The following is a 25,772-nucleotide window of genomic DNA, read 5'->3' as shown; positions in this document are numbered from 1 at the left end:
TCGAATTTATATCAAATCTTTGAAGATATATCTTTCATCAAATGACACTTGAAATTTATCCAAAAACTCTAAATATTCTTCTTTGAAAGTTTGCTTTCTATGATGTTCTTCCTGATTAGCAATGTATTTATAAACAACATTAATTTGAGAATGACCATACGAAAAGGCACCGTAACCTTCCTGCCATTCAAATCTTGATTTGGTTAAATGATTATCATTAATAAATTTTGATGATTTTGCTTTTACAGTTTTCATCAATTCCGATATAGAAACGGTAGGTTTAAGACCTAAAAAACAATGAACATGATCTTCGACTCCGTTTACAATGATTGTTTTACAACCGGTTTCATTTATCAAATTGCCAATAACACCAAATAATGTGGACTTCCATTCATTAGTAATAATCGCTTCGCGATATTTTACTGCAAAAACAACCTGAATATATACTTGATGATAGGTATTTGCCATGATTTGGTTTTGTATGATAATAATAAAAATGTTCCGTTCCTACGGAACTTCGGTTTTTGTTATTTCCATTGTCAACGGATTAAAATCCGTTGTTACAATATTTGTCATTCCTAAGGAACTATTATATATGCAAAGCCATTGGATTGATACGATTTGTAATCAACGGATAAAAATCCTTCATTATGAAATGTGTTAGCTGTTAAAGTTCCTTAGGAACAACAAATGTTGTAAGGCTGGACTTCAGTCCAGTTAAACGTATAATATCCCTCCAAATGAGAGCCATCGGCTCGGTACATTTTATTTAAAAAAACCAGCTTGCCACGAAGATAGCCGTAATTACACAAATTACATCTACTAAAAGCATCGTTCCTAAAGCATAACGCGTGTTTTTGATATTAACCGAACCAAAGTAAACGGCAATAACGTAGAAAGTACTTTCGGCACTACATTGAAAAATGGAACTTAATCTTCCGGTCATTGAATCGGCACCAAAAGTATTCATTGAATCAATTAAAAACCCTCGTGATCCTGCTGAACTAAAAGGTCTTAATAATGCTACTGGCAACGCATCAACAATTTCTTTTGTTACTCCCATACTGGAGAAAACAAATCCTAATCCGTTGCTGATAATTTCAAATAATCCACTGTTTCTGAATAAAGAAATCGCGACCAACATCCCTAAAACATAAGGAAAAATAGTAACTCCGGTTTTTACTCCGTTATTGGCTCCAGCCACAAAAGCCTCGTAAACTGTGGTATTGGCTTCGGTAAATTTTTGTTCTTTGGCAAAAGAAAAAATCAAAGTAGCAGCGATAATTCCGATTAATATTAAGGCAGAAAGATTAGTGGTGAAATAGTTTTTACCTATTAAATCCAAATGGTTTACATACATCAATAATCCAACAATAGCAGCAATTAATACCATTAAACCAATAAGTAAAGAAGCACTTTTAAAGTTGATTTTTTGTTTTGCTCCCACAATTAAAAAAGCAGCTATGGTTCCAATAAAAGATGTAATAATACAAGGCAGCATCACATCGGCGGGATTTGCAGCATTTGCAGCAGCTCGATAACCAATGATGGAAGTCGCAATTAAAGTCAGTCCCGAAGCATGCAAACACATAAACATAATTTGAGCATCGCTGGCTTTATCTTTTTCAGGATTGATTTCCTGTAAACTTTCCATGGCTTTTAATCCGAAAGGAGTTGCAGCCGAATCCAATCCAAGGAAATTAGCGGCAAAATTCAACGTCATATAAGAAATTGAAGGATGGTTTTTAGGAATACTCGGAAACACTTTTACAAAAACCGGACTCAAAACTTTAGCTAATTTTTCGGAAACTCCGGAAATAATTAACAATTCCATTAAACCACAGAAAAAAGCCAAATAAGCCATCAAAGGCAAAATCAAATCCAGTAAGGTACTTTTACAAGTTGGTAATAATCCATCCGATTTTTGAACTCCGCTAAAAATTTTAACGGTTTTATTTTTATAAACATAGGTAGTATCAGCATTCAGCGTATCACGATTAACAATCATGGTTTGTTCAGGTGCTTTTTGAATACTGTCTTTTATAAAAGCAGGAATTTCATCAAGATACTTTTCAGAAACTAAAATAGGATCGTCTTTTTTTCCATTCAAAACATGGTCAATTGTATAATTACTGCCAGAAAACAAACTGAAAATCACAAATGCAATTGACGAAATGAAAATAACCAACCAAAATCTGCTTAATACCATAATTTATAATTTTTGTAAAAGTAACAAATCAATAACAATGGCAATAGCAATAGCAAAAAATCAATTTAAATTCTAAGAAATAATTGGCTTTAAATTTATTGCTATTGAATTTTGAAATTGTTATTGCAATTTAAACATGAATAATCTCATCATCAATCAATAAATCTTCTCTTCGTAAGCGAAGGAAAATCTGTGCTACGGCGATGGTGTCTTTTTCACAGTAAGTTACAATTCTGTCGATGTCTTTTTCTACATAAAAAACATGACCAACCTGGCTGCCGTCGATATCGCCTTTTGGTGACGGAATTCCGAGGACTTTACACATCAATTTCAATGACGTAAAATGTTTGTAATCGCCAAATTTCCATAACTCCAAAGTATCTAAATGCGGAATTTCCCATGGTTTTTTGCCAAATAAATTCAGCTTATCTGGAATAGCAATTCCGTTAATAATCATACGGCGAGCCAGAAACGGAATATCAAATTCTTTAGCATTATGTCCGCATAAAAGATGTTGCGGACCACTGAAATGATTGCTTAAAAGATTATTAAAGTCTTTTAAAATTTTAGTTTCTTCTCCAAAAAATGAAGTCACTCTAAAGTTTCGTACATCGCCTTTAATGACAAAAAAACCTACCGAAATACAGACAATCTTACCAAATTCAGCCCAAATACCCGCACGATCATAAAACTCTTCTGCCGTTATATCATCCTTACGTTGGTATTGAGTTTTTTGTTCGTATAAAATCTGCATTTCGTCATCAAGCTGATGGTAATTTTCAGTTTCAGGAACAGTTTCAATATCCAGAAAAAGAATATTGTTGAGGTTTATTTTTTCAATCATAACTTATTGTTTGTTTTGTTCCAGCATTTTATAAGTTTCATCCAGATAGATGTAGAAATCTTTTCGATAGGGAGAACCATCAATTTTTGGTTTATCCCTATGTCCTAATCTTACAATGATTAATTGATCCTGAGGAATTACAATTGTATATTGTCCTAAATGTCCTCTCATGTAAAACACTTTTTTGTTTTTGTAATTGCTCAACCACCAGCCATAACCATATTGAGGAGAACTTTTAAACCGAGGCGTTACTGATTTGGCTACAAAAGCAGAGTCTAAAATTTGAGTTCCATTCCATTTACCATGGTTGAGATAAAGTTTTCCAAAACGAGCAAAATCCCTTGCATTACTCGCAATACAGCAATAGGCTTTTACCATTCCGTTTTCTTTGTCAGTTTGCCAAAGGGCATCACTTTCGGCTCCCATTGGTTTCCAAAAAGACTCTGAAACATAATCAGCCAGACTTTTCCCGGTTGCTTTTTGGATACACATAGCCAGAAGTTGGGTATTTCCGCTGAGGTATTTGTATTTTTTTCCGGGTGCTTCAATTCCTTTTAATCCTAAAATGAGCGTATTTAAATCCTCATCAAAATAAGCTTTGGTTGTAATCGAAAACGGACTGTAATAAGATTCGTCCCAATCTAATCCGGAAGCCATTGAGGCTAAATCACCAACGGTCATTTCTGCCGAAAGACCGTTTTTAAACTCAGGAAAAAAATCAGAAACTTTCTGGTCTAAATTTTTAATTTTTCCATCCATAATGGCTTTTCCTAATGCTGAGGTAACAATGCTTTTAGCCATCGAAAATGAATTGGATATAGAATCTTTAGTATAATTGTCAAAATAGTTTTCATGCCAAATACTGTCATTTTTGATAATCAAGAAAGCTACGGTTCCAATCTGCTTATGTAGTTTTTTTAATTTTTCAGTAGGTTTTATCTGGTTGTAGTTTTTAGCTAAATTCCAAGGCTGTGCTACTGTACTTTTTTTGATTTTTCTATTGTCAAAGTATTTGTAATCTTCCAGAAATGCTGTTGTATGTCCGTTGAAATAGGTTACCCGAACTGCTTTTAATAAATAGTCAATTTTAAAAACATACAATACAATTGATAAGATCAATGTGAAAGCGATTAATCCAATTAAGAGTCTTTTTAACCATTTCATATTTGGGATAATTTAAGGTTAAGTACGAATTTACATAATTATTTATTCGCTTTTGCTTTTAAAATAAACTTTGTTGCGAACTTGGGTTTTCATGTTCTAATAACCATTTTTTACGCCATAATCCACCGGCATAGCCCGTTAGGGAACCATCAGTTCCGATAACTCTGTGACAAGGAACCACAATCCAAAGTGGGTTTTTTCCATTCGCCGAAGCCACAGCACGAATCGCTTTGACATCGCCCAATTTTTTAGACAAGTCCATATAACTGCAGGTTTTTCCAAATGGAATTTCGAGTAAAGCCGTCCATACTTTTTGCTGAAATTCAGTTCCTGCAGGATTCATTTTAAAGTCAAAATTGATTCTTTTTCCTTCGAAATATTCCTGAAGTTGAGAAACAGCCTCCTGTAAAACTGCTGGAATTTCAGTATTAATTTTACCTTCGTCACTAATTGAAATTACCGAAATACCGTTTTCATCGCCAATAATTTTGGCGATGCCTAAAGGAGTTTGAATGTTGACAAATGGTAATTCGTTAGTTTTCATTTTCGAAAGTTGGTTTGGTTAAAAATTCAATAGCTAATTTCGAAATTTCTGATGGATTTCCTTTTGGAGTAGCCAATAAAATATCGGTAAAAAGAACACTTTTTTTCAATTCTACAAATTCCAGTTCCGGATAATTATGACTTTTTTTAATGGCTGTTGGAACAATCGAAATGCCCAATCCATTTTTGACTAACTGAATAATGGACGAAATATTATTAGATTCATGAACCACCTTTGGATTAAAACCATATTTAGCACAAATTTGCAATAAAGCATCGTAAAAGTAAGGCGCATATTCTTTATTAAAAAACACAAAGGTGGCCTCATTCAATTTTTCTAATTCCTCTTCGGATTCAATGCTGTAATTATTTCGATTAAAAACTAACGAAAAACTGTCTTTGAACCACAATTGCGCATCAATTTTTGGCGAATGTAATGGCGCGCGAATAATTCCAAAATCGATTTTTCCTTCTTCTAAAGCAGCGATTTGTTTGACCGTTGGAACTTCATATAATCGAAAATTGACAAATGGATATTCATTCGACAAAAACTGAATGAGTTTTGAAATATCACCCGAAAATGTGGAACTCACATAAGCGATTCGAAATTCGCCGCTTTGATTCTGACTTATTTTTTTAGTGGTTCGGTTGATGCGTTCTAAGTTTTGAACTAATTCCTGAATTTCCTTTTGGTAATATTTTCCGGCTTCGGTGAGCATTACGCGTTTGTTATTTCTTTCGAAAAGTACAGCGCCTAATTCGGTTTCTAATTCCTTAATCTGCCGGCTTAAAGGTGGCTGGGAAATAAACAGTTTATCAGCCGCGCGAACAAAGCTCAGTTCTTCGGCTAATTTGAGGAAATATTTTAAATGGCGTAATTCCATAAATACTTATTAGGTATTAATTTATAACAAAATAAGTATTTTTAAGTCATATATAAAAATTTTAGGTTTGTAATATAAAAATTAGAAACCATGAATAAATCTACTGTAAATGAAATCAAAGAACGCTTTGATAACGAAGTCGAACGTTTTTCGAATTTAGAAACCGGACAAGTAGCCACTATGGATGCTACAATTTCATTAGAATTAATTACCTGTACGGCAAGAGCCTTGAAACCAGATGCTAAAACTATTTTAGATTTGGGCTGTGGAGCAGGAAATTATACATTGAAAATGCTTTCTAAGATACCTGATTTAAATTGTACTTTGATTGATTTGAGTTTGCCAATGTTGGGCAAAGCTTATCAAAGAGTATCTGAGGTTACTTCAGGAAAAGTAGATTGTATTCAAGGCGATATGCGTGATATTGATTTGCCTAAAAACCATTTTGATATTATCTTGACTGGAGCAGCTTTGCATCATTTGCGTGAGGATTACGAATGGGAATTGGTCTTCCAGAAATTGTATGATAGTTTAACGCCTGGCGGTTGTTTATTGATTTCTGATTTGATTACTCAGGATCATGAAGAAGTGAATGCATTGGTTTGGAAAATGTATGCTAAATATTTAACTCAAAACGGAGGTTCAGCATACCAGCAAAAAGTATTTGATTATATCGAAAAAGAAGATACGCCGCGATCAATGACTTATCAATTGGATTTAATGAAAAAAGTAGGTTTTTCAAGCACCGAAATTTTACATAAAAATGCTTGTTTTGGAGCATTTGGAGGGATAAAATAATTTAATCGCAAGGGACAGAAAGTTTTCGCAAAGTCTTTAATGATGATTGTTAAAAGCAGAAAATCCATTCAATATTTATGAATGGATTTTCTACTTTTTTAATTTATGGTTACTTCAAATTTGAATTAATGTAAGCTTCTAAACCTTGTAATTCTTTGTCAGTAAAGTTTTTTGTCAATGCTAAATTGGCCTGCATTAAAACAAATTGCTCAGGATCAACAATAGGATCGCTTTCTCCTTTTAAGAAAGTAACCATATTACCATTTTTTTCTTTGTAGATTTTAGCAATTTCCACAAGGCTAGGGCCAATGGTTTTGCTGTCTATCTGATGGCAGGAAATACAGTTTCCTTTGCCTTCAAAGATTACTTTTCCCAGTTCTTCAGGAGTTAATTCTTTTTCTTCGGTAGCTACAGGAGTTTGGTTCCCAAAAGATTCCTGACTTTCTTTTTTACAAGAAAAAGCCAAAAGTACTGTAGCTAATAAGACTAGTTTTTTCATTTTATTTTTTATTTAAAAGTATTGCAGCTTCTTTAGCAAAATAAGTCGAAATTAAACTTGCTCCGGCTCTTTTAATACACATTAATTGTTCCATCATGATTTGGTCATTATCAAGCCAGCCTCTTTCGGCGGCAGCCTTAATCATTGCGTATTCGCCCGAAACATGATACACCGTTACCGGAACATTTACTGCATTTTTAACTTCGCGAACAATATCTAAATAAGCGATTCCGGGTTTCACCATTACCATATCGGCACCTTCTTCAACATCCCATAGCGCTTCTTTGATAGCTTCAATGCGATTTGCATAGTCCATTTGGTACGTTTTTTTGTCTTTTGGTACTACAACGTCAGATTCTCTTGGAGCGCTGTCAAGAGCATCTCTAAAAGGCCCGTAAAACGCCGAGGCATATTTAGCCGAATAACTCATAATGCCCACATTATGAAAACCTGCTGCATCAAGTCCTTGACGCAATCTTAAAACTCTGCCGTCCATCATGTCTGAAGGTGCTACAAAATCGGCACCGGCTTCGGCATGAGAAACTGCCATTTTTACTAAGGCATCATTAGTCGAATCATTTTCAACATCGCCATTAGTAATAATTCCGTCGTGACCGTAAATGGAATATGGGTCTAAAGCCACATCGGGCATTACTATCATTTCAGGACAAGCAGCTTTAATGGCACGAATGGTATTTTGCATCAATCCGTTAGGATTCCAGGCTTCTTTTCCGGTATTGTCTTTTAAATTTTCGCTTACTTTAACGTAGATGTTTACCGCACGAATTCCGAGTTCAAATAATTCCTTAACTTCTTCAACGGTTAAATCTATCGAACGACGAAAGATTCCCGGCATTGATGGAATCTCAACTTTTACGTTTTCGCCTTCGGCAATAAACATTGGAAACATAAAATCCGATGGACTTAAACTGGTTTCACGCACTAAAGAACGAATGGATTCGTTGGTTCTTAATCTTCTACCTCTTTGTAATGGGAACATTTGATTTATGATTTTAGATTAGTGATTATTGATTTATGATCTAAAACGAATAATTGATGACAGAAAATCTGAAATCAAAAATCGTTAATCATCAATCTGCAATCCAATTTTTTGGATTCTCTAACACTTTTATTAACTTTTCTTCTTCGCTTCCTGCTTCCGGATGATGGTCATAAACCCACTGAACATGTGGTGGCAAAGACATCAAAATAGATTCAATTCGACCATTGGTTTTTAAACCAAATAAAGTGCCTTTGTCATGAACCAAATTGAATTCGACATAACGACCACGACGAATTTCCTGCCAGTTTTTTTGTTCAGGAGTATAAGGTAGTTCTTTTCTTTTTTCAACTATTGGAAGATAAGCCTGAATGAAACTATTACCGACTTCGGTAACAAAACTGTACCAATTTTCCATTGACATTTCAGGAGTTGCTTTGCAATAATCAAAGAATAATCCGCCTATTCCGCGGGCTTCATTGCGATGTGCATTCCAAAAATAGGCATCACATTGCTTTTTGTATTTTGGATAAAACTCCGGATTGTGTTTGTCGCAAGAATTTTTACAGGTTTGATGAAAATGAGTTGCATCTTCTTCAAACAAATAGTAAGGTGTTAAATCCTGTCCTCCGCCAAACCACTGCTGAATTACATTTCTATTATCATCATACATTTCAAAATAGCGCCAGTTGGCGTGAACGGTTGGTACCATTGGGCTTTTTGGATGAATGACTAAACTTAGTCCGCAGGCAAAAAAATCGGCTTCCCCTACATTGAATAATTTCTGCATTGAATCAGGCAATTTTCCGTGCACTGCAGAAATATTCACACCGCCTTTTTCAAAAATTTTTCCGTTTTCTATTACGCGTGTTCTTCCGCCGCCGCCTTCCGGGCGTTTCCAAATGTCTTCTTTAAATTTGGCCTGACTATCAATTGCTTCTAGTGCTGCTACGATTTGGTCCTGAAGTTTTTGTATGTAGGTGTAAAATTGTTCTTTCATTATAAATTGGCTTTTGCGGAAGCTATTTTATTAAAAATTCCAAACGAAAAAGTCTTGCTTTCTGATTGAATGTAATTGTAAACGGCAATGGCTTTTTCTCTAAAATCGAACGTATTTTGTTTCGAAAAAGCAACTAAAAAATCAGCAAATTGCTCTTTTTGATTCCAGTCCAGATGCAATCTTTCTAAAAGTACGATTAAGTCATTTGGTGCTATTGCATTCAAACTTTCTATATTCAGTCCGAAACCTTTTAAAGCTTCTTCAATTTGATGCGTATCAAATGCATTTTCAGGCACAAAAACCAAAGAATGCAACGTTTTTAGAACATTGTCTATTCGTATACTTTCTTCGTCTCTTAAGCCTTTATTTAGCATTTTTCAGTTTTTCTCAAATTAATTTCCGTACTCTTTCACTGCATCAATAAACGCTTTGGCGTGATCAACTGGAATGTTTGGTAAAATTCCGTGACCCAGGTTTACGATGTATTTGTCTTTTCCGAATTCGTCAATCATTTCGTGAACCATTTTTTTGATCGTTGGAATTGGCGAAAGCAAACGAGATGGGTCAAAATTACCTTGTAAAGTAACATTTCCACCTGATAAATATCTTGCATTTCTGGCAGAACAAGTCCAGTCTACTCCAAGTGCAGAAGCCTTACTTTTTCCCATATCGTTTAAAGCAAACCAACATCCTTTTCCAAAAACAATTACCGGAGTTACTTCAGCCAACGCTTCTACAATCTGGTTGATGTATTTCCATGAGAATTCCTGATAATCCACAGGAGAAAGCATTCCTCCCCAGGAATCAAATATTTGAACCGCATTTACTCCTGATTTCACTTTTTCTTTTAAGTATAAAATCGTTGTATCGGTGATTTTTTGCAATAAAGTATGAGCCGCTACCGGGTTAGAAAAACAAAATCCTTTAGCGGTATCAAAGCTTTTCGAACCTTTTCCTTCCACAGCATAGCAGAAAATTGTCCAAGGCGAACCTGCGAAACCAATCAAAGGAACTTCGTCATTCAGCATTTCTTTGGTCAATTTAATAGCATCAAAAACATAACCCAAAGTTTCATTTACATCCGGAACGTAAACCTGATTTACCTGTTCCATTGTACGAATAGGATTTGGAATAATCGGACCTAAATTGTCTTTTAATTCTACGTGAATTCCCATTGCACGAGGAACAACCAAAATATCTGAAAACAAAATAGCAGCATCGGGAGCAATTCTGCGAATAGGCTGAACGGTAATTTCGGCAGCTAATTCAGGAGTTTCACAACGAGTGAAAAAGTCGTATTTGTCGCGCAAAGCTCTAAATTCAGGTAAATATCTTCCTGCCTGACGCATCATCCAAACTGGTGGACGTTGTACTGTTTCTCCTTTTAGTGCTTTTAAAAATAGGTCGTTCTTTATCATTTTTTTGTGCTATAGGCTATTAGCTTCCAGCTAGTAGCATTTTTAATTATTTATATTCTTCTATTACTGCTTCAATCACATCTTCAATTGTAGGCTGATTGGCAATAATGATATTTCTGGTTTTATTTTCTAATGCTGATGCGGTGGTTTCGCCAATGCAAAAGCAAATTTCGTTTTTTAATTTATTGTCTTTCAAATAACTTTCTATTGCTGAAGGACTAAAAAACAACACAGCATCAACAGATTCTTTATTTTTATGAGGAGTTAATGTAGTTTCATAAACTTCAACTTCGTTAAAATTTACATCAGCGTCTTTTAAAGCCTCAGGCAAAGTATCTCTACGTTTACTTCCGCTAAAAAAAGTATAGCTTTCTGATTTATAAACCAAAGTGATAATTTCTGCCAAATCAGAAGCATAATCAGTATAAGCGATTACTTCAAATCCATTTTCTTCCAATAGATTTTTGGTTTTTATACCTACACAATATACTTTTTTCTGTTTTAATTTTGCTAATTCAGGATGTTGTAAAATACTTTCAACAGCATTTTGACTGGTGAAAATCAGGCTTTCGTTTAAATTTTTCAATTCGAAAGATTTGATTTTAGTGCTGATAAAATCATTTTCGATTACTTTAAAACCAACATCAATCAGCGGTTTTTTATGATATTCAGAAAGTATTTTGGTAGAAAGTATTTTCATGTTTTGGAATTGGAAACAGAATTATTTTTTCAAAGTTGCTTTAATATTCGCCATCAATTCAGCTCCGCCATTATCCAGAATTTCTTTAGCAGAATGAAATCCTAATTTTTTCCATTCTGAAATATCGACTACTTTGTTGATTTCGATTTTCTGTTTTCCGTCTAATGAAAATAAAACGCCATCAAAATGAATAGTGTCTTCATCTTCATTGTATTTTGCCAAAGCGCCAATAGGAGCGGTACAACCGCCTTCTAAAGTTCTTAAAAACTGGCGTTCAATGTAAGTACAAACTTCGGTTTCGATATCATTTAATTGCGAAACAGCGTCTAAAGTATATTCGTCATTTGCCATAGCAACTACTAACATAGCACCCTGAGCTGGTGCGGGAATCATCCAGTCTAAGTCAATATAATCAGATGGTTTTAAGTTGATTCTTTCCAGTCCTGCTGCGGCAAAAACAGCTCCGTTCCAGTCGCTTTCCTGCAATTTTTGCATTCTGGTATTTACGTTTCCGCGCAAATCGACTACATTATGATTTGGGTATTTGTTCAGCCATTGTGCCTGACGACGCAAACTTCCTGTAGCGATAGTTCCATTGGCTTCCAAAAAATCAAGATTGCCTTTATGAACTAAAATATCCAAGGTATTGGCTCTTTCTAAAACGGCCGCCTGAACAATCCCGATAGGCAGGGCAGTAGGCACATCTTTCATAGAATGTACAGCGATATCTACATCACCATTGATCATGGCGATATCTAATGTTTTAGTAAAGATTCCAGTGATTCCTAATTCGTAGAGGGGTTTGTCAAGAATGATGTCGCCTTGGGATTTTACGGCTACAATTTCGGTTTTATAACCTAAGTCGTTTAATTTTTTTTGAACAGTATGTGCCTGCCATAATGCGAGTTCGCTATCTCTTGTACCTATACGTATTGTTTTTTCTGCCATTTTTGTTTTTACAAACGGTCTTAACCATTTGATTTTTATGTTAAACCATTAAGAAATGAAGTTTCGTTAAGGTTTATTTACTTACCAATGCTTCAATTTTAAAGACTTTTTCAATCCATTCGATACTTTCATCTACCATGGTATTTTCATCTTTAAGATGATTGGCAAAATGAGTCGTAATTTTTTGAATGATTCTGTTACTGATTATTTCAGCTTGTTCTTCGTTAAAATTAGCTATTTTTTTACTTTGAAAATCCAATTCTGAATTTTTAATATCGTTTAGTTTGGCTTTCAAAGCATTAATTGTTGGAGCAAATTTTCGACCTTTTGTCCAAAGACTAAATTCTTCTTTGATTTCTTCAATAATGGCTTCGGCAGCAGGAATGTGTCTTTTTCTGTTTTCCAGAGTTTCATCTGTCATTTGCGATAGATGATCCATATGAATTAATGTAACGCCTTCTATTTCGGTTACGTTTTCATTCACATTTTTAGGGATTGATAAATCTAAAATCAACAATGGTTTTTTTAGATTCAAAATTGCCTTGTCAATCGTAGGGTTTTGAGCTCCTGTAGCCACTACAACTACATCGGCTTTTTGTAATTCTAATTGTAAATCAGCATAATCCTTAACAACCAAATTTAGTTTTTCGGCTAATTTCTCAGCCTTGTCTTTGGTTCTGTTGATTAAAGTGATTTGTTCGTGTTTAGTGTGTTTTACTAAATTTTCGCAAGTGTTTCTGCCAATTTTTCCTGTTCCAAAAAGCAGAATATTTTTATTGGCAATATCCTCTACGTTTTTAATAATATATTGAACCGATGCAAATGAAACTGAGGTTGCACCAGAGGAAATTTCAGTATCTGTTTTGATTTTTTTACTTGCCTGAATTACCGAGTTTACCAAACGCTCCATAAAAGTATTTACTAAACCATAGGATTTACTTTGGTTGAAAGCATTTTTTATCTGGCTAATGATTTCAAAATCACCTAAAATCTGGCTGTCTAATCCTGTTCCTACTCGAAACATGTGATTAACGGCTTCCTGATTTTTATAAATATAAGCTACTTCCTGAAATTCCTGAACAGAACCTTTACTGTTTTCACAAAGTAATTTGATTAATTCGTAAGGATGATTAGCAAAACCATAGATTTCAGTTCTATTACAGGTTGAAGTAACGATTAATGACTCGATTCCTTCAGCTTCAGCTTGTACTAATAAAATAGATTGTGCCTTTGCATCTAAGCTAAATTTACCTCTAATTGTTGCATCTGCTTTTTTGTAACTTAAACCTAAAGCGTAAAAAGTGGTGTTTCTGGACATATTAAAATTTTCCATATTATACTTTCCTTAAAAAGTTCAACAAAATTATTATTAACTATTTTATAAAAACAACGCTGTAAGTTCTTTTTGTATCGCTGCGGGATTATTTGATTCAAAAACTAATTACAAAACTGAATATATTTAAAAATAGAGCAAAATCAAGCGTTTTTTAATTGTTTATGTAGATTTATTCTAAATAACAATGTCGTTTGATTTGTTTTTTATGGACGAAAAAATATCGCTTAGAGTTCTGAAAATAATATATTAAAATGTTGCTATAGCATAATTTTGAATTAGTATAACACACATTTTAAAGTTTAGATAATCTGTTTATTTCAGTAAAAAGACGTTATGATTGTTGAAATAAAAACGCTATCAATTCCTTTAGATAGCGTTTTTATTTCATTGTTTAGAATTATTTCTGAACAATAGGAGTTCTTAATGATTCTAGTACAGCAACGATATCTGCGTATAATTCTGTATTTGCTTCAACTTTATTAGCAACTGCTGCAGCACCTACATAACCAACAAATTTTGTGTAATCAGCATTACTTGATTTTGTTCCCATACGAGGATTTTTTGCAGGATCATGAGCTGCTACCATATTAAGACCAGAATAGGTATTTACTGCATTAGTTCCTCCAGTGTTGAATGAAAAGAAGTCAGTTAAATTGTCTACTAATACTGCTAGTTTAGTGGTATTTCCAGCTCCAACTTCTGCTAAAACCGGCGCAAAATGTGCTCCAAGGTTTCCAGAAGCATTTGCTTTAACATCAGCAACAATAAGACCTACGGTAGAGTTTACTACTTTACGGAAAGATAGTCTTCCTGCTTCAATCATTTGTCCTGAATTATCTGGGTCAGCAACCATTTTTGTTCCACCTAAACGAACGTAGATAGATTCTTTTACTGGTTCTGGTTTTGGATCATCATCATCATTGCTGCAAGAAGTAAATGCGGCCGATGCCATTAACAATACACTCAGAGTGATTTTAGAATAATTTCTCATAATAATTGGATTTAAAGATTAATTAAAAAATTGATTTATTGTTTTTGATGCTTTGTACGCAAAACTGTTTTGATCCACCGGACAAACTTCTTTGTTGACCATATTAGCTGGTAGAATAAAACGTTCAGCTTCGTAAGGTCTTTTGCTCATTAATTCATTGTAAACTTTTTCAGAATTAGTGATTTTGTTATTGTGGAAATAAACAACTACGTTTCTTTTTATAATAATTGAATCAGAGGTCAAACCTTTGATGGATCTTAAATCGGCACAAATTTGTTTGGCTTGAGCAGAATCGATAGTCGATTTAAAATCAATTCGGCTTACTTGTAAATTCGGACTTTCATACACAGCTGGTTTGGCTGTAATAATGTGAAAAATCAAAATAGCAAAGAATAAAAAAGCAATTCCTGCTACTGCGATTAATACTTTTTTGATTGTTGTATTCATTTTCATATTTTTTTAGGTTCTGAAAATTATTTACGAACGTTTCTTTAGTACGGTTTTAGATTTTATGAGAAAAAGATTAATTTAGAATTAGTTTAAATATACTTAATAGCAAACAGTAGAGAAACAGGCTTATTCTTTAAAAAACTCGTAACAAATTAAATCCAAAAAACACATCGCCTTTTGTCCAGTCTCCTGTAGTTTGCCCTAAGTAACCCGCTTCGTGAATGCCTTGAGAGCTGGTAAAATGCATTTGGAAAACGTGACCGCCGGTATCTAAATCAAAACCTATAGAAAGTGGATTTTTATAAATAGAGTTAGAAGCTCTGTTTAAATGTGCAGCGTAATCTACATTAAGTGACCAGCGTTTTGACAATTTATAACGACCACCAATTCCGATGGCGTATTGGGTATTATCTTGTTGCACATTGTCAACAAAATTTTCGTGAAAAATGGTTGGTGCTAATTCCAGAGATAATTTTTCAGAATATTTTCTGGAAATTAATATTTGTTGCACATAAGTCAGTCGATTGTCAAAAGTCAATTTTGGGTAGAGACTTTCTTTTAGCGTATTATTTATGGCTAAACTGCTAAAACCAGCAATAGTTACTGGAAAACCATCAGTTGTTTGATTGAGCAAAGTATATTTTGTAGAAAAATCATAGGCCAATTCGCTTCTGGCACCACTAATGGTCAACCAATCGGTCAATCCGTAAACAAATTTAAGTTGGGTATTGGCATTATCCAATCCAAAGAAACCTTCAAAACCATCTTTTACAGCGCCAAACCGATGCGCAACAATAAAATACAAATCGCCTTTTGCGGCTAGTTTAGTCGATTCCAGATTGACAATTTTTAAGCCTTTAAATGCCGCAGATACTTTTTCTTTTCCAGAAATAGTATCGATTCCTTTTAATAAATCTTCTTGCGAAAATGAGATTATTGGAAATAATAATAAGAGTAGAATGAGCTTTTTCATAAAATATAATTTTGGGTTGTTAGTTAAATGGTTTTTTAGCGAATAATGGAACTTTGGTCTATTTTGAATTCTTCGAGTAATTCGTCATAGCCTAGAAATCGTCCTTTGATTGTTGCAGTTTTGCCTGAAATAATGCCTTTCGGTAAGCTGTCATTGAACGTAGCAAAGACTTTGTTTTCCAGAATAATGGCTTTGTTTTCGAAATCTACTGCAGTAATTTTTGCCGTTAGTTCAATGGTTTTATCCTGGTATTTGGCGAAAGCCATACTATCATTTGCCGCAAATTCTTTTTCTAGTTCGGGAATAGTAATTGTGTAGGAGACTTTTTCGCTGTTAATATTTCTATGCTCTTGATAAGTATAGCGATAGATGGCGAAAACAATTACTAATAAAATTAAAATGCTGTATCCTAGTTTTTTGTTCATGAGATTGGTTTTTAGAGATGTAATCTTATTTACGGTAAAAGCCAATAATTGGTTTTTGTTTTAAAAAAAAGGATATAATAAAACTAGAGTTTCAATTTCAACGTAAATGAATCATCAGAGAGATGTAATATTTTAACCTAAAAACCAATTGTTATGAAATCAAAAAACCTTTTGCCAATGCTAATTTTTGCTGGCTTTTTAATGTCTTGTTCTAATGATAATCCGGATACCCTGATGGAAGACATGCCGAATGAAAACGTGATAACATATCAGCAAAATGTGAAATCGATTATTGATAATAATTGTATTTCCTGTCATGCAGCAACCCCTAGAAATGGCGCTCCAATGCCGCTGGTCACTTATGATCAGGTAAAAAATGCCATTCAAAACCGTGGATTATTGAATCGAATTTCACTAAACAATGGTAATAGTTTGTTGATGCCGCAAGGTGGACCAAGATTACCTCAGGCCAGTATTGATATTGTGGCAAAATGGCAACAAGATGGATTGTTAGAAAAATAATTAAAGAATAGAAAAAATGAAAAAATGCATGGTAATAGCCATTTTATTGGTTTCAAGTTGGGCAATTGCTCAGGAAAAAAAGATAAGTAAATCGGCAGTGATTGTTTTTGAAGCTTCGGTACCTTCTTTTGAAGAGGTAAAGGCAACGAATAACAATGTAACACTGGTTTTGAATCCGGCAACAGGCGAAATAGCGAGTTTAGCTCTAATGAAAGGATTTCGGTTTAAAGTGGCGCTGATGGAAGAACATTTCAACGAAAATTATGTAGAAAGCGATAAATATCCGAAGGCTTTGTTTAAAGGGAAAATAGAAAATTTTGATACCAATAATTTAACTGCAACGCCAAAGGATTTTATTATTAATGGGAAACTAGAACTTCACGGAAAAACCGTTGTTGTTAAAGCTCCTGCCAAAATAAGTCAGACCAATTCAGGCATTCATTTACAGTCCAGTTTTTCAGTCAATGCAAGTGATTTTGATATTTCTATTCCAGCCGTGGTTAAAAATAAAGTGTCCAATAAGATTAACATTCAGCTCAATGGAGTCTTGAAATAGTTTTCTAAAACAATAAAGATTTTATAAAATTAGAAGGAAGTAACAATAAACCATCAAAAAAGATTTAATTTTGAAAGACCAAAGTTTCGTTTAATAACAAAAGAAACTATTAAGTTGAATAAAGTAAATCAAAAAAATGGAGGAAGAAATAAAAATTGACGATGATTTTATTTTAATTCGTTTTCAAAATAATACTGATGAGGTTTTGACTTTTCAGCGTCCTGTGCAGTTGGGTTTGATCCAATTTCATTTTGGTCTAAAAGGAAGTGCCAACTATATTTTTAATCAGGGAAATTACAGCTTAAAACTCAATGAAGAAAAGGCATTATTGTTTTACAATACCGAAAAAGAGTTGCCGCTGAATTTAGAAATTGCACCTAAAACCTGGTTGATTTCCATATTTGTTTCTATTAGAAAATTTCATGGATTGTTTACCAGCGATGCCGAGCATATTCCTTTTTTGAGCAAAGAAAATCAAGATAAAAAGTATTATAACGAAAGTGATATCAGTCCCTCGATGGCGATTGTTTTGAACCAGATGTTTCATTATAACCTGAATCCTTCGATAAAAAACCTGTATTACAAAGGAAAAGGATATGAATTGTTAAGTCTTTTTTTTAATCGAAATGAAGATCCAAATGCAGAGCAATGTCCGTTTCTTGTAGATGAAGAAAACGTATTGAAAATCAAGAAAGCTAAAGAAGTTATTATTGCTAATATGGCTGAACCACCAGGATTACAGGAATTAGCAGATCAGGTTGGTTTGAATTTGAAAAAATTGAAAATGGGTTTCAAACAAATTTATGGCGACACGGTTTATGGGTTCTTATTTGATTACAAAATGGATTATGCACGAAAATTACTCGACAGTGGATCTTATAATGTAAACGAAGTAGGATTGAAAATAGGTTATAGTACTGGAAGTCATTTTATTGCTGCTTTCAAGAAGAAATTTGGAACCACTCCAAAAAAATATTTAATGTCAATAAATACAAGTGCATAAAACAATATTGTTTTTATAGATTAAAATATAAGTAAAAAATAACATTTATCATATTTCTATAAAGTGACTTGTACTACTTTTGGCGAAAATTAAACACACACAACAAAAAGCTACAAATGAAAGGCGTATTATTAGTAAATTTAGGATCTCCAGACAGTCCAAATCCCAAAGACGTAAAACCGTATTTAGACGAATTTTTGATGGACAAATACGTTATCGATGTTCCATTTTTATTACGTGCATTATTAGTTCGCGGAATTATTTTAAGAAAACGTCCGGAAGAATCAGCTCATGCTTACGCAAAAATTTGGTGGGATGAAGGTTCGCCACTAATCGTTCTTTCTGAGAGAATGCATAAAAAAGTTGAAAAATTAGTAGATGTTCCGGTTGCATTAGCCATGCGTTATGGTTCAATGACTATCGAAAAAGGATTACAGGAATTGCACGACAAAGGCGTTACTGATGTATTACTTTTTCCGTTGTATCCGCAATATGCAATGGCTTCAACGTTGACAATTTTAGTAAAAGCAGAGGAAATTCGTAAAAAGAAATTCCCGAATATGAAGTTTACTGATGTTCCTGCGTTTTATAACAAACCTGATTATATTCAGAATTTAGCTGATTCGATGAAAAAACATTTGGAAGGTTTTGAATACGATCATTTGTTGTTTTCTTATCACGGAATTCCGGAGCGTCACATTCGTAAAACCGACGTGACTAAATCCCATTGTAAAATAGATGGTTCATGTTGTAATACACCTTCGCCAGCACACGATTTTTGCTACCGTCACCAATGTTATGAAACTACAAAATTAGTAATTGAAAAACTAGGCATTCCAAAAGATAAATACAGTTTGACTTTTCAATCAAGATTAGCTGGCGATAAATGGCTTGAACCGTATACTGATGTTGAAATTGACAATATGCCGGCAAAAGGTATCAAGAAGTTAGCAGTAGTAACACCGGCTTTCGTTTCTGACTGTTTAGAAACTCTGGAAGAAATTGCCATGCGTGCCAAAGAAGATTTTGAAGCTAACGGAGGCGAAGATTTCTTAGCTATTCCGTGTTTAAATGATGATGACGAATGGTGCGAAACAGTTGGAAATTGGATTAATGATTGGGCGAAATAATTAAGGATTTACATATGAGGAATATTTTTATATTGGTTTTGTTGATGATATGTAATTATGCCTTTTCTCAAAATCAATTTGTAGAAAAAATTAAATTGGAGTGCGAGAAAATGGCGGATGCTATGCTCCAAAAAAATTATTCGACAATTGTTGATTATACTTATCCAAAAATAGTAGAAATGGCAGGTGGAAAACCAGCTCTGTTAAAAGCAGTAAAATCATCATTTGAAAAAATGGATAAAAGTTTTTTTATAGATAAAATTACTTTTGGAAAACCTCAAAAAGTATATGTTGCTGGTAAAGAATTGCATTGTATTGTCCCAGAAACATTGACAATAAATACAAATAAAGGAAAAATGCAGGCAACATATTCGCTGTTAGCAATTAGTCAAGATAATGGGAGAAAATGGTATTTTCTAGAAACTCATAAATTTACTCCAGAAATGTTAAAAAAGATTTTTCCTAATTTTAATTATGATTTGCAAATTCCTAAAAATTCTAAACCAATTTTAATTGATTAAATAATTTATGGAATATTATAATTACTTAAAATCCTTACATCTTATCTTTGTAATCACCTGGTTTGCGGGCTTGTTTTATATTGTTCGTCTGTTTGTGTACCAAATTGAAGCTGCCGATAAACCTTCGCCAGAAAAAGAAATTTTGCAAAAACAATTCAAAATCATGAGTTACAGGTTGTGGTACATTATTACCTGGCCATCAGCAGTTTTAGCGAGTATTTTTGCTTTTTGGATGTTGTTTTTTACTCCTACAGGAAATGCCTGGCTGCAAATGTCGTGGATGCATGTAAAACTTGGCTTTGTTTTTGCGCTCTATTTGTATCATTTAAAATGCCATCAGATATTTAAACAATTGCAAAATGATGAGGTAAAATACACTACTAATTTCATGCGTTTGTGGAATGAAGGTGCAACAATTATACTTTTTGCTGTGGTTTTCTTAGTAATTTTGAAAAATGCCGTAAATTGGATTTACGGTGTAATCGGAATTATTTTATTTTCGGTTTTAATTATGCTGGGTTTTAAATTTTATAAACGAATAAGAGAGAGAAAATAGTTATGAGTTATGGGTTATGCGTTGTAAGTTTATGACACATAACACACAACTCATAACACACAACTTTAAAGAATGCTTAAAATCTTCAAATTATCGATGCTTTCATTGCGGGTTCGAATTTTTCTTTCGATGATCGTAGTGATTATTGTAGCTTCGATTTTGTTAGCTTCGATTTCGATTATTCAGTTTAAAAACGAGGCAATGGAATACCATAAAGAGCGTTTGGAACGCAAGGAAAATGCCGTTCGTGAACATATTAATTATGTGCTTTCTACAACAACTTATCCGCTTACTACCGAAAATTTAGAGTTAATTTTTAAGGATAAAATCCATGAAATTGCGCATATTCATAATAGTGAAATCAATATTTATAACCTTGAGGGGAAGTTGCTAAAATCGTCTAAAGAATCATTTTCGGTAGATAAGGTTTCGCCTCCAATTCCTAAATACATACTGAAACTGGTGCGCTCTTCAATTGAAAAGCGTTTTGTGGATATAAAAACTATAAACGGAATAAAAAACCGTTCTTCTTTTACCCAAATCAAAGACGATAAATTTAAGCCGCTAGGGGTTTTAAATTTGCCTTATCAAGAGGATGATGGTTTTTATCAAAAAGAATTAAATAGTTTCCTTATTCGATTAGGACAGGTATATTCTTTTATGTTGATTGTGGCTTTTGCTTTGGCTTACTTTCTTTCGGCTTATATTACCAAATCTTTAAAAACCATTTCAGATAAATTAAACGAGACGCGTCTGAATCAAAAAAACGAAAAAATCTTACTTACCGCCAGCAGTAAAGAAATTAATTTGCTGATTAATGGTTACAACCAAATGGTGGATGAACTCGAAAAAAGTGCTATTAAATTAGCCCAAAGCCAGAGGGAAGAAGCCTGGCGCGAAATGGCAAAACAGGTGGCACATGAGATTAAAAATCCGCTAACGCCAATGCGATTGACTGTACAGAGTTTTCAGCGAAGATTTAATCCTGAAGATGAAAATATCATGCAGAAGATGAGGGATTACTCAGAAACCCTGATTCAGCAAATTGATACGATGACGGCTGTGGCTTCGGCTTTTTCCAATTTTGCTTCGATGCCGGCACAGCAAAATGAAACGCTGAATGTGGTAGATGTAGTCGAATTAGCTTTGGATATTTTTAATGAAAATAATGTTGTTTTCGAAAGTGATGCTCCAGAGATAATTTCGATAATAGATCGTACCCAATTAATTAGAATTATTACTAACTTAGTTAAAAATGCCATTCAGTCGATTCCTGAAAACCAGGAAAATAAAAACATTTCAGTTTCGGTAAAAAGAGACGGAAATAATGTTTTAATTCTGGTCAAGGACAATGGAATAGGGATTAAAGCAGAAGATGTTAATCGAATATTCGAACCTAAATTTACTACTAAAAGCAGCGGAATGGGATTAGGATTAGGTATTATTAAAAATATTATCGAAAATTATAAAGGTACTATCAGTTTTGAAACCGAATACGGAAAGGGAACCTGTTTTACGGTTTCGCTTCCTATTATTAACTCTTAAATCAATACCATGAGCTACAAAAATATTTTGATTGCTAAAGAGGATGCTATTGCAACGATTACTATTAATCGTCCGGAAAAATTAAATGCTTTAAATAAAATTACTATTCAGGAATTGCATCATGCTTTTAAAGAATTAGAAACAGATAGCGATACACGTGTTATTATTGTAACCGGAAGTGGTCAAAAAGCATTTGTAGCGGGCGCTGATATTGCTGAATTTGCTAATTTTTCGGTAGAAGAGGGCATACAATTAGCAGCCAAAGGACAGGAAATCCTGTTCAATTTTGTCGAAAATTTAAGAATACCTGTCATAGCCGCTATTAACGGATTTGCACTTGGTGGCGGATTAGAACTGGCTATGGCTTGTCATATTCGTGTAGCATCAGATAATGCTAAAATGGGATTGCCTGAAGTTTCTTTGGGATTAATTCCCGGTTATGGAGGAACGCAGCGTTTACCACAATTAATAGGTAAAGGACGTGCTTTAGAAATGATTCTTTCTGCTGAAATGATTACAGCCGATGAAGCTTATCGAACAGGTTTAGTGAATCATGTTGTTCCAGCCGATGAGTTAGTATCTTTCAGTAATGCTTTAGCTCAAAAAATGATTAAAAATTCGCCATCGGCAATTGGTATGGCTATTAAATCAGTCAATGCTAATTTCAAAGAAGACGTAAATGGTTTTGAAACCGAAATAAAATCTTTTGGAAAATGTTTTGGAACAGATGATTTTAAAGAAGGAACTAAAGCCTTTTTAGAAAAAAGAAAAGCCGTTTTTACGGGAGAATAATTTCAGAAAGCAGTATTCAGAAGGTAGTTTTCAGTCTAATAATTAGAACGAGAAATAATTTATTAACAGAATTATATTTAAAAGGTTGTCAATTTGAAAATTGTAACATGGAATTGTAATGGTGCTTTAAGAAAAAAGTTTGAATATTTAAAAAGTTTAAATGCTGATATTTATATCATTCAAGAATGTGAAAATCCATTTGAATTAAAACATACTGAATATTTTAATTGGGCTAATAATCATTTATGGATTGGAGATAATAAAAATAAAGGAGTAGGTATTTTTGCAACTTCAAATATTGAATTACAAAAGTTAGATTGGTCAGATAATTTTCAAGATCATAAGGTAAAATACTTTTTACCTTGTTCTGTAAATAATGAATTTGAATTGTTAGCTGTTTGGGCTCATAGTAACAATTCACCGACATTCGGATATATTGGTCAATTTTGGAAGTACTTACAAGTAAATAAGAAGTATTTGGGTAAAAGTTTGATAGTTGGCGATTTAAACAGTAATAAAAGTTGGGATAAATGGGATAGGTGGTGGAATCATTCAGATGTTATTAAAGAATTGGATAATATTGGAATTGAAAGTTTTTATCATAAATTCTATAATGAAGAACAAGGAAAAGAAAGTTTGCCAACTTTTTTTCTCCATAGAAATTTAGAGAAACCTTATCATATTGATTATGTTTTTGGAAGTAAATGTTTCTCATCAAATTTGAAGAATGTAGAAATTGGAAATATTGAAAAATGGTTGGAAATAAGTGACCATTTACCTGTGATTTGCGAATTTTTAGAATAAATAGTTAAAATAATAAAATGTCATACGAGCCTATATTTGCCCTGTTTTGGGAAAGAGTGAAACAAAGTATCGAGGATAAAACTTTTGCCAAATTAACGCTGGCAAAAACAATTGGCGATACCGAAATAAAGAATATCTACGTTCGCCCTGTTTTAGATGAAAATAATGTGATAAAAATGTCTGTAATCGCAAGATATAAAACCGAAGAAGTAGAGAGTTTTCATAGTTTGGATGATACTTACCCAATTTTAGCCTCTTATATGAATAAACCGTTTTTAAGTGCGTTGTTGTTTACTACCGAAAACGATGTGGTTTTTAAACTCAACAAGAAAAGAGCGGGTAGTATTACCGAACAAGCGCCTACTTTCCTTAATGCTTCAGATGTGATTTTAGAGATGAAAGCCAGAGGGATGTAAAGAAAGCAATTAGTATTTTAGTTATTAGCAAGCTTTTAGTTAACAAAATATCACGTTAAGTAACACAGTACTAAATGAAAAATTTTACAGATTTTAAATTTTATAACGAATATCTTGGTTTAAACGAACCTTTGGACAATGACATTGACGTTGGTTTTTACGATCCGCCAAATATGTTGTCAAAATCTGAACCTATTTCGGTTGACTTTTACAGAATTTCTATCAAAATAAATCTTGTAAATAAAACAACACAAACAAGAAAACCAATTACTGCTATATTTTTCAATAGTCCGAATTTGGTTGTTCCTGCTGGTTGGGATGTAGAACCGACTTATAAAGGAATGTATCTGCAACTTTCAAAAAAATTCATTGAAGAAAACAGATATTTATTCAAAACTTATTTGGATTACGGACAACACGAAGCTTTGTATTTGACAGACGAAGAAGTTGAAGAAATTTCTGCGGTTTTTAAGTTGATGATGAAGTATTACGAAAGTGAAAAACGAAATTTCAACGTGTTGTTATCGTATGTAAACGTAGTGATTTCTTTGGTCGAAGCTTTTTATAAAAGACAGTTTTCTACCGATCCGAAACAATACAATCATATCGTTACAGATTTTCAACAAAGCTTGATTGACTATTATAATCAACCGGTTTCCCAACTTCCAAATGTTCAATATTTCGCAGATAAATTGGGCTTGACGGCAAATTATTTAGGCGACATTGTAAAACATTTTACCCAGAAATCAGCTTTGGAAAATATACATGATTATGTGATTAAAAGGGCGAAAGAATTGTTAGTTGAAAATCAAAAACTAAATACAACAGAAGTTGCTTACGAACTAGGATTTGAATATCCAAACTACTTTTCAAAGTTCTTTAAAAAGCAAGTAGGTTTAAGCCCGAAAGAATATCGACAACAATTTAATTAATGATATAGAACGCTTTTTCAAGGCGTTTTTTCGCAATCAGTAATTTGTTTCTTTTTTTGTAGTATTCTGTTTCCATTGATTGCACTTGAAGGTTTTAATTTTGTCTTATCATTTTAAAATAAAACAATGAAAGCAAAAATAACTTTTATAACTGTGCTAATATTACTGTCATTAGAAAGCAGTTTATTTGGACAAATTAAAAATTCTAAGCAAAAAACAGTTCTACTAATCAATACGCATTTAACCTATCCTGGTTGGTCAGAAGGAAAATTAAATGCTTCATTTTACAATGTGGCAAAGGAATTTTTCATCTCAAAACATTACAAAGTTTTAGAAACAAAAGTGGAAGACGGTTATAATGCTGATGAAGAAGTTGAAAAACATCTTCAGGTAGATATTGTCATTCTTCAAACACCAGTAAATTGGGAAAATGCACCTTGGATTTACAAAAAATATGTAGATGAAGTTTTTAACAGTGCATTGAAAAGCAACAAATTTCTTTCGGGTGATGGACGTTCGGAAGCGGAAGGCTCAAAACAATACGGAATGGGCGGAAAAATGCAAGGCAAAAAATTTATGATTTCTGCCACTTGGAACGCACCAAAAGAAAGCTTCAACAATCCTGAAAATCCACTTTGGAAAGGTAAGACCGCCGATGATGCTTTGTTTAATATAGCTGCAAACTATTTATTCACGGGCTTTGAAGTCGTTCCCGGACATTATTGTTACGATGTGTATCACAACAAACACATCAAAGAAGATTTAGAAAATTATCCTGCCTATTTGCAAAAAGTGTTTAACATTAAATAAAAA

At 33.4% G+C, this 25,772-nt stretch carries 31 protein-coding genes; 13 read left to right on the top strand and 18 right to left on the bottom strand.

The window, feature by feature from the left end; all coding sequences use genetic code 11:
* Positions 1–6: 6 nt before the first annotated feature.
* From tnpA to FEM21_RS13765, 6 genes are all read right to left on the bottom strand, one after another.
* Positions 7–468: an IS200/IS605 family transposase gene (gene tnpA, locus FEM21_RS13790; RefSeq protein ID WP_035661472.1), complete on the bottom strand. Its 462-nt coding sequence runs from the start codon at positions 466–468 to the stop codon at positions 7–9.
* Between the two features lie 301 nt (positions 469–769).
* Entirely contained in the window at positions 770–2,209 is a 1,440-nt protein-coding gene (locus FEM21_RS13785) for a nucleoside recognition domain-containing protein (protein WP_035661470.1), read from the bottom strand.
* Between the two features lie 130 nt (positions 2,210–2,339).
* On the bottom strand, positions 2,340–3,053 hold the full coding sequence (locus FEM21_RS13780) for a 3'-5' exonuclease (RefSeq protein ID WP_035661468.1): 714 nt from the start codon (positions 3,051–3,053) through the stop codon (positions 2,340–2,342).
* Between the two features lie 3 nt (positions 3,054–3,056).
* The gene (locus tag FEM21_RS13775) at positions 3,057–4,217 is read right to left on the bottom strand and encodes a serine hydrolase domain-containing protein (protein WP_035661464.1); all 1,161 of its coding nucleotides are present in this window, start codon (positions 4,215–4,217) and stop codon (positions 3,057–3,059) included.
* Between the two features lie 58 nt (positions 4,218–4,275).
* Complete coding sequence (locus FEM21_RS13770) at positions 4,276–4,761, bottom strand: methylated-DNA--[protein]-cysteine S-methyltransferase (RefSeq protein WP_035661461.1); 486 nt, start codon at positions 4,759–4,761, stop codon at positions 4,276–4,278.
* Positions 4,751–5,644 (bottom strand): LysR family transcriptional regulator, encoded by an 894-nt coding sequence (locus tag FEM21_RS13765; protein ID WP_035661459.1) that lies wholly within the window; start codon positions 5,642–5,644, stop codon positions 4,751–4,753. Before FEM21_RS13765 ends, FEM21_RS13770 begins: the two co-directional genes overlap by 11 nt.
* 90 nt (positions 5,645–5,734) lie before the next feature.
* On the opposite strand from FEM21_RS13765, the gene FEM21_RS13760 reads away from it, so the two are divergent.
* The gene (locus FEM21_RS13760) at positions 5,735–6,442 is read left to right on the top strand and encodes a class I SAM-dependent methyltransferase (RefSeq protein WP_035661457.1); all 708 of its coding nucleotides are present in this window, start codon (positions 5,735–5,737) and stop codon (positions 6,440–6,442) included.
* Positions 6,443–6,551: 109 nt separating this feature from the next.
* On the opposite strand, the gene FEM21_RS13755 is transcribed toward FEM21_RS13760, so the two are convergent.
* The 12 genes from FEM21_RS13755 to FEM21_RS13700 form a co-directional block, all read right to left on the bottom strand.
* Positions 6,552–6,941, bottom strand: a complete 390-nt coding sequence (locus tag FEM21_RS13755) for a c-type cytochrome (protein WP_035661455.1) — start codon at positions 6,939–6,941, stop codon at positions 6,552–6,554.
* A gap of 1 nt (position 6,942) precedes the next feature.
* A complete protein-coding gene (gene hemB / locus FEM21_RS13750; RefSeq protein ID WP_035661452.1) occupies positions 6,943–7,941 on the bottom strand; it encodes a porphobilinogen synthase in 999 nt (332 codons plus the stop codon).
* 91 nt (positions 7,942–8,032) lie between these two features.
* Positions 8,033–8,941, bottom strand: a complete 909-nt coding sequence (gene hemF, locus FEM21_RS13745) for an oxygen-dependent coproporphyrinogen oxidase (protein ID WP_035661450.1) — start codon at positions 8,939–8,941, stop codon at positions 8,033–8,035.
* Positions 8,941–9,315, bottom strand: a complete 375-nt coding sequence (locus FEM21_RS13740) for a hypothetical protein (protein WP_035661448.1) — start codon at positions 9,313–9,315, stop codon at positions 8,941–8,943. Before FEM21_RS13740 ends, hemF begins: the two co-directional genes overlap by 1 nt.
* Before the next feature lie 18 nt (positions 9,316–9,333).
* Positions 9,334–10,359, bottom strand: coding sequence for a uroporphyrinogen decarboxylase (gene hemE / locus FEM21_RS13735; RefSeq protein ID WP_035661445.1), 1,026 nt, complete (start codon positions 10,357–10,359; stop codon positions 9,334–9,336).
* 46 nt (positions 10,360–10,405) lie between these two features.
* On the bottom strand, positions 10,406–11,059 hold the full coding sequence (locus FEM21_RS13730; protein WP_035661442.1) for a uroporphyrinogen-III synthase: 654 nt from the start codon (positions 11,057–11,059) through the stop codon (positions 10,406–10,408).
* A 21-nt stretch (positions 11,060–11,080) separates the two neighbouring features.
* Positions 11,081–12,007 carry a hydroxymethylbilane synthase gene (hemC, locus tag FEM21_RS13725; protein ID WP_035661439.1) on the bottom strand — a complete coding sequence of 309 codons (927 nt, stop codon included), beginning with the start codon at positions 12,005–12,007 and terminating at the stop codon, positions 11,081–11,083.
* Between the two features lie 73 nt (positions 12,008–12,080).
* Positions 12,081–13,340, bottom strand: a complete 1,260-nt coding sequence (hemA, locus tag FEM21_RS13720; RefSeq protein WP_035661436.1) for a glutamyl-tRNA reductase — start codon at positions 13,338–13,340, stop codon at positions 12,081–12,083.
* 400 nt (positions 13,341–13,740) lie between these two features.
* Positions 13,741–14,334, bottom strand: coding sequence for a hypothetical protein (locus FEM21_RS13715; RefSeq protein WP_051627610.1), 594 nt, complete (start codon positions 14,332–14,334; stop codon positions 13,741–13,743).
* Positions 14,335–14,352: 18 nt separating this feature from the next.
* A complete protein-coding gene (locus FEM21_RS13710; RefSeq protein ID WP_236353657.1) occupies positions 14,353–14,781 on the bottom strand; it encodes a hypothetical protein in 429 nt (142 codons plus the stop codon).
* 136 nt (positions 14,782–14,917) lie between these two features.
* The gene (locus tag FEM21_RS13705) at positions 14,918–15,757 is read right to left on the bottom strand and encodes a DUF5777 family beta-barrel protein (RefSeq protein WP_035661430.1); all 840 of its coding nucleotides are present in this window, start codon (positions 15,755–15,757) and stop codon (positions 14,918–14,920) included.
* Between the two features lie 35 nt (positions 15,758–15,792).
* The gene (locus tag FEM21_RS13700) at positions 15,793–16,182 is read right to left on the bottom strand and encodes a hypothetical protein (protein ID WP_035661427.1); all 390 of its coding nucleotides are present in this window, start codon (positions 16,180–16,182) and stop codon (positions 15,793–15,795) included.
* Between the two features lie 153 nt (positions 16,183–16,335).
* On the opposite strand from FEM21_RS13700, the gene FEM21_RS13695 reads away from it, so the two are divergent.
* The 12 genes from FEM21_RS13695 (at position 16,336) to FEM21_RS13640 (ending at position 25,769) form a co-directional block, all read left to right on the top strand.
* Positions 16,336–16,704: a hypothetical protein gene (locus FEM21_RS13695; RefSeq protein WP_035661424.1), complete on the top strand. Its 369-nt coding sequence runs from the start codon at positions 16,336–16,338 to the stop codon at positions 16,702–16,704.
* A 28-nt stretch (positions 16,705–16,732) separates the two neighbouring features.
* The gene (locus tag FEM21_RS13690) at positions 16,733–17,260 is read left to right on the top strand and encodes a YceI family protein (RefSeq protein WP_236353655.1); all 528 of its coding nucleotides are present in this window, start codon (positions 16,733–16,735) and stop codon (positions 17,258–17,260) included.
* Between the two features lie 136 nt (positions 17,261–17,396).
* Positions 17,397–18,263, top strand: a complete 867-nt coding sequence (locus FEM21_RS13685) for an AraC family transcriptional regulator (protein WP_035661419.1) — start codon at positions 17,397–17,399, stop codon at positions 18,261–18,263.
* A gap of 116 nt (positions 18,264–18,379) precedes the next feature.
* Entirely contained in the window at positions 18,380–19,393 is a 1,014-nt protein-coding gene (gene hemH / locus FEM21_RS13680) for a ferrochelatase (protein ID WP_035661416.1), read from the top strand.
* Positions 19,394–19,488: 95 nt separating this feature from the next.
* Complete coding sequence (locus tag FEM21_RS13675; protein WP_236353652.1) at positions 19,489–19,914, top strand: hypothetical protein; 426 nt, start codon at positions 19,489–19,491, stop codon at positions 19,912–19,914.
* Positions 19,915–19,921: 7 nt separating this feature from the next.
* Positions 19,922–20,470 (top strand): CopD family protein, encoded by a 549-nt coding sequence (locus FEM21_RS13670; protein ID WP_035661411.1) that lies wholly within the window; start codon positions 19,922–19,924, stop codon positions 20,468–20,470.
* A 129-nt stretch (positions 20,471–20,599) separates the two neighbouring features.
* Entirely contained in the window at positions 20,600–22,015 is a 1,416-nt protein-coding gene (locus FEM21_RS13665; protein WP_081824708.1) for a sensor histidine kinase, read from the top strand.
* Positions 22,016–22,024: 9 nt separating this feature from the next.
* Entirely contained in the window at positions 22,025–22,807 is a 783-nt protein-coding gene (locus FEM21_RS13660) for an enoyl-CoA hydratase/isomerase family protein (RefSeq protein WP_035661407.1), read from the top strand.
* 93 nt (positions 22,808–22,900) lie between these two features.
* A complete protein-coding gene (locus FEM21_RS13655) occupies positions 22,901–23,611 on the top strand; it encodes an exonuclease/endonuclease/phosphatase family protein (RefSeq protein WP_035661405.1) in 711 nt (236 codons plus the stop codon).
* Positions 23,612–23,628: 17 nt separating this feature from the next.
* Complete coding sequence (locus FEM21_RS13650) at positions 23,629–24,027, top strand: hypothetical protein (protein ID WP_035661402.1); 399 nt, start codon at positions 23,629–23,631, stop codon at positions 24,025–24,027.
* Positions 24,028–24,101: 74 nt separating this feature from the next.
* Positions 24,102–24,959, top strand: coding sequence for a helix-turn-helix domain-containing protein (locus FEM21_RS13645; protein WP_051627609.1), 858 nt, complete (start codon positions 24,102–24,104; stop codon positions 24,957–24,959).
* Between the two features lie 126 nt (positions 24,960–25,085).
* The gene (locus FEM21_RS13640; RefSeq protein ID WP_081824707.1) at positions 25,086–25,769 is read left to right on the top strand and encodes an NAD(P)H-dependent oxidoreductase; all 684 of its coding nucleotides are present in this window, start codon (positions 25,086–25,088) and stop codon (positions 25,767–25,769) included.
* Positions 25,770–25,772: the final 3 nt, after the last annotated feature.

The sequence above is a fragment of the Flavobacterium seoulense genome, from assembly GCF_000695795.1.
Lineage (GTDB): Bacteria > Bacteroidota > Bacteroidia > Flavobacteriales > Flavobacteriaceae > Flavobacterium > Flavobacterium seoulense.
The sequence above is the reverse complement of the archived record's forward strand: the minus strand, read 5'-3'. Positions and strand labels throughout refer to the sequence as shown.

Excerpts from the sequence above, each read along its gene's own strand:
- hemA (WP_035661436.1), bottom strand. The coding sequence starts at position 13,340 with ATGGAAAATTTTAATATGTCCAGAAACACCACTTTTTACGCTTTAGGT.
- FEM21_RS13700 (WP_035661427.1), bottom strand. The coding sequence starts at position 16,182 with ATGAACAAAAAACTAGGATACAGCATTTTAATTTTATTAGTAATTGTT.
- FEM21_RS13685 (WP_035661419.1), top strand. The coding sequence starts at position 17,397 with ATGGAGGAAGAAATAAAAATTGACGATGATTTTATTTTAATTCGTTTT.
- hemE (WP_035661445.1), bottom strand. The coding sequence starts at position 10,359 with ATGATAAAGAACGACCTATTTTTAAAAGCACTAAAAGGAGAAACAGTA.
- FEM21_RS13665 (WP_081824708.1), top strand. The coding sequence starts at position 20,600 with ATGATCGTAGTGATTATTGTAGCTTCGATTTTGTTAGCTTCGATTTCG.
- FEM21_RS13695 (WP_035661424.1), top strand. The coding sequence starts at position 16,336 with ATGAAATCAAAAAACCTTTTGCCAATGCTAATTTTTGCTGGCTTTTTA.
- tnpA (WP_035661472.1), bottom strand. The coding sequence starts at position 468 with ATGGCAAATACCTATCATCAAGTATATATTCAGGTTGTTTTTGCAGTA.
- FEM21_RS13730 (WP_035661442.1), bottom strand. The coding sequence starts at position 11,059 with ATGAAAATACTTTCTACCAAAATACTTTCTGAATATCATAAAAAACCG.
- FEM21_RS13775 (WP_035661464.1), bottom strand. The coding sequence starts at position 4,217 with ATGAAATGGTTAAAAAGACTCTTAATTGGATTAATCGCTTTCACATTG.
- FEM21_RS13710 (WP_236353657.1), bottom strand. The coding sequence starts at position 14,781 with ATGAATACAACAATCAAAAAAGTATTAATCGCAGTAGCAGGAATTGCT.
- FEM21_RS13770 (WP_035661461.1), bottom strand. The coding sequence starts at position 4,761 with ATGAAAACTAACGAATTACCATTTGTCAACATTCAAACTCCTTTAGGC.
- hemC (WP_035661439.1), bottom strand. The coding sequence starts at position 12,007 with ATGGCAGAAAAAACAATACGTATAGGTACAAGAGATAGCGAACTCGCA.
- FEM21_RS13785 (WP_035661470.1), bottom strand. The coding sequence starts at position 2,209 with ATGGTATTAAGCAGATTTTGGTTGGTTATTTTCATTTCGTCAATTGCA.
- FEM21_RS13650 (WP_035661402.1), top strand. The coding sequence starts at position 23,629 with ATGTCATACGAGCCTATATTTGCCCTGTTTTGGGAAAGAGTGAAACAA.
- FEM21_RS13765 (WP_035661459.1), bottom strand. The coding sequence starts at position 5,644 with ATGGAATTACGCCATTTAAAATATTTCCTCAAATTAGCCGAAGAACTG.
- FEM21_RS13780 (WP_035661468.1), bottom strand. The coding sequence starts at position 3,053 with ATGATTGAAAAAATAAACCTCAACAATATTCTTTTTCTGGATATTGAA.
- FEM21_RS13660 (WP_035661407.1), top strand. The coding sequence starts at position 22,025 with ATGAGCTACAAAAATATTTTGATTGCTAAAGAGGATGCTATTGCAACG.
- FEM21_RS13670 (WP_035661411.1), top strand. The coding sequence starts at position 19,922 with ATGGAATATTATAATTACTTAAAATCCTTACATCTTATCTTTGTAATC.
- FEM21_RS13715 (WP_051627610.1), bottom strand. The coding sequence starts at position 14,334 with ATGAGAAATTATTCTAAAATCACTCTGAGTGTATTGTTAATGGCATCG.
- FEM21_RS13645 (WP_051627609.1), top strand. The coding sequence starts at position 24,102 with ATGAAAAATTTTACAGATTTTAAATTTTATAACGAATATCTTGGTTTA.
- FEM21_RS13755 (WP_035661455.1), bottom strand. The coding sequence starts at position 6,941 with ATGAAAAAACTAGTCTTATTAGCTACAGTACTTTTGGCTTTTTCTTGT.
- FEM21_RS13640 (WP_081824707.1), top strand. The coding sequence starts at position 25,086 with ATGAAAGCAAAAATAACTTTTATAACTGTGCTAATATTACTGTCATTA.
- FEM21_RS13760 (WP_035661457.1), top strand. The coding sequence starts at position 5,735 with ATGAATAAATCTACTGTAAATGAAATCAAAGAACGCTTTGATAACGAA.
- FEM21_RS13740 (WP_035661448.1), bottom strand. The coding sequence starts at position 9,315 with ATGCTAAATAAAGGCTTAAGAGACGAAGAAAGTATACGAATAGACAAT.
- hemF (WP_035661450.1), bottom strand. The coding sequence starts at position 8,941 with ATGAAAGAACAATTTTACACCTACATACAAAAACTTCAGGACCAAATC.
- FEM21_RS13705 (WP_035661430.1), bottom strand. The coding sequence starts at position 15,757 with ATGAAAAAGCTCATTCTACTCTTATTATTATTTCCAATAATCTCATTT.
- hemB (WP_035661452.1), bottom strand. The coding sequence starts at position 7,941 with ATGTTCCCATTACAAAGAGGTAGAAGATTAAGAACCAACGAATCCATT.
- FEM21_RS13690 (WP_236353655.1), top strand. The coding sequence starts at position 16,733 with ATGGTAATAGCCATTTTATTGGTTTCAAGTTGGGCAATTGCTCAGGAA.
- hemH (WP_035661416.1), top strand. The coding sequence starts at position 18,380 with ATGAAAGGCGTATTATTAGTAAATTTAGGATCTCCAGACAGTCCAAAT.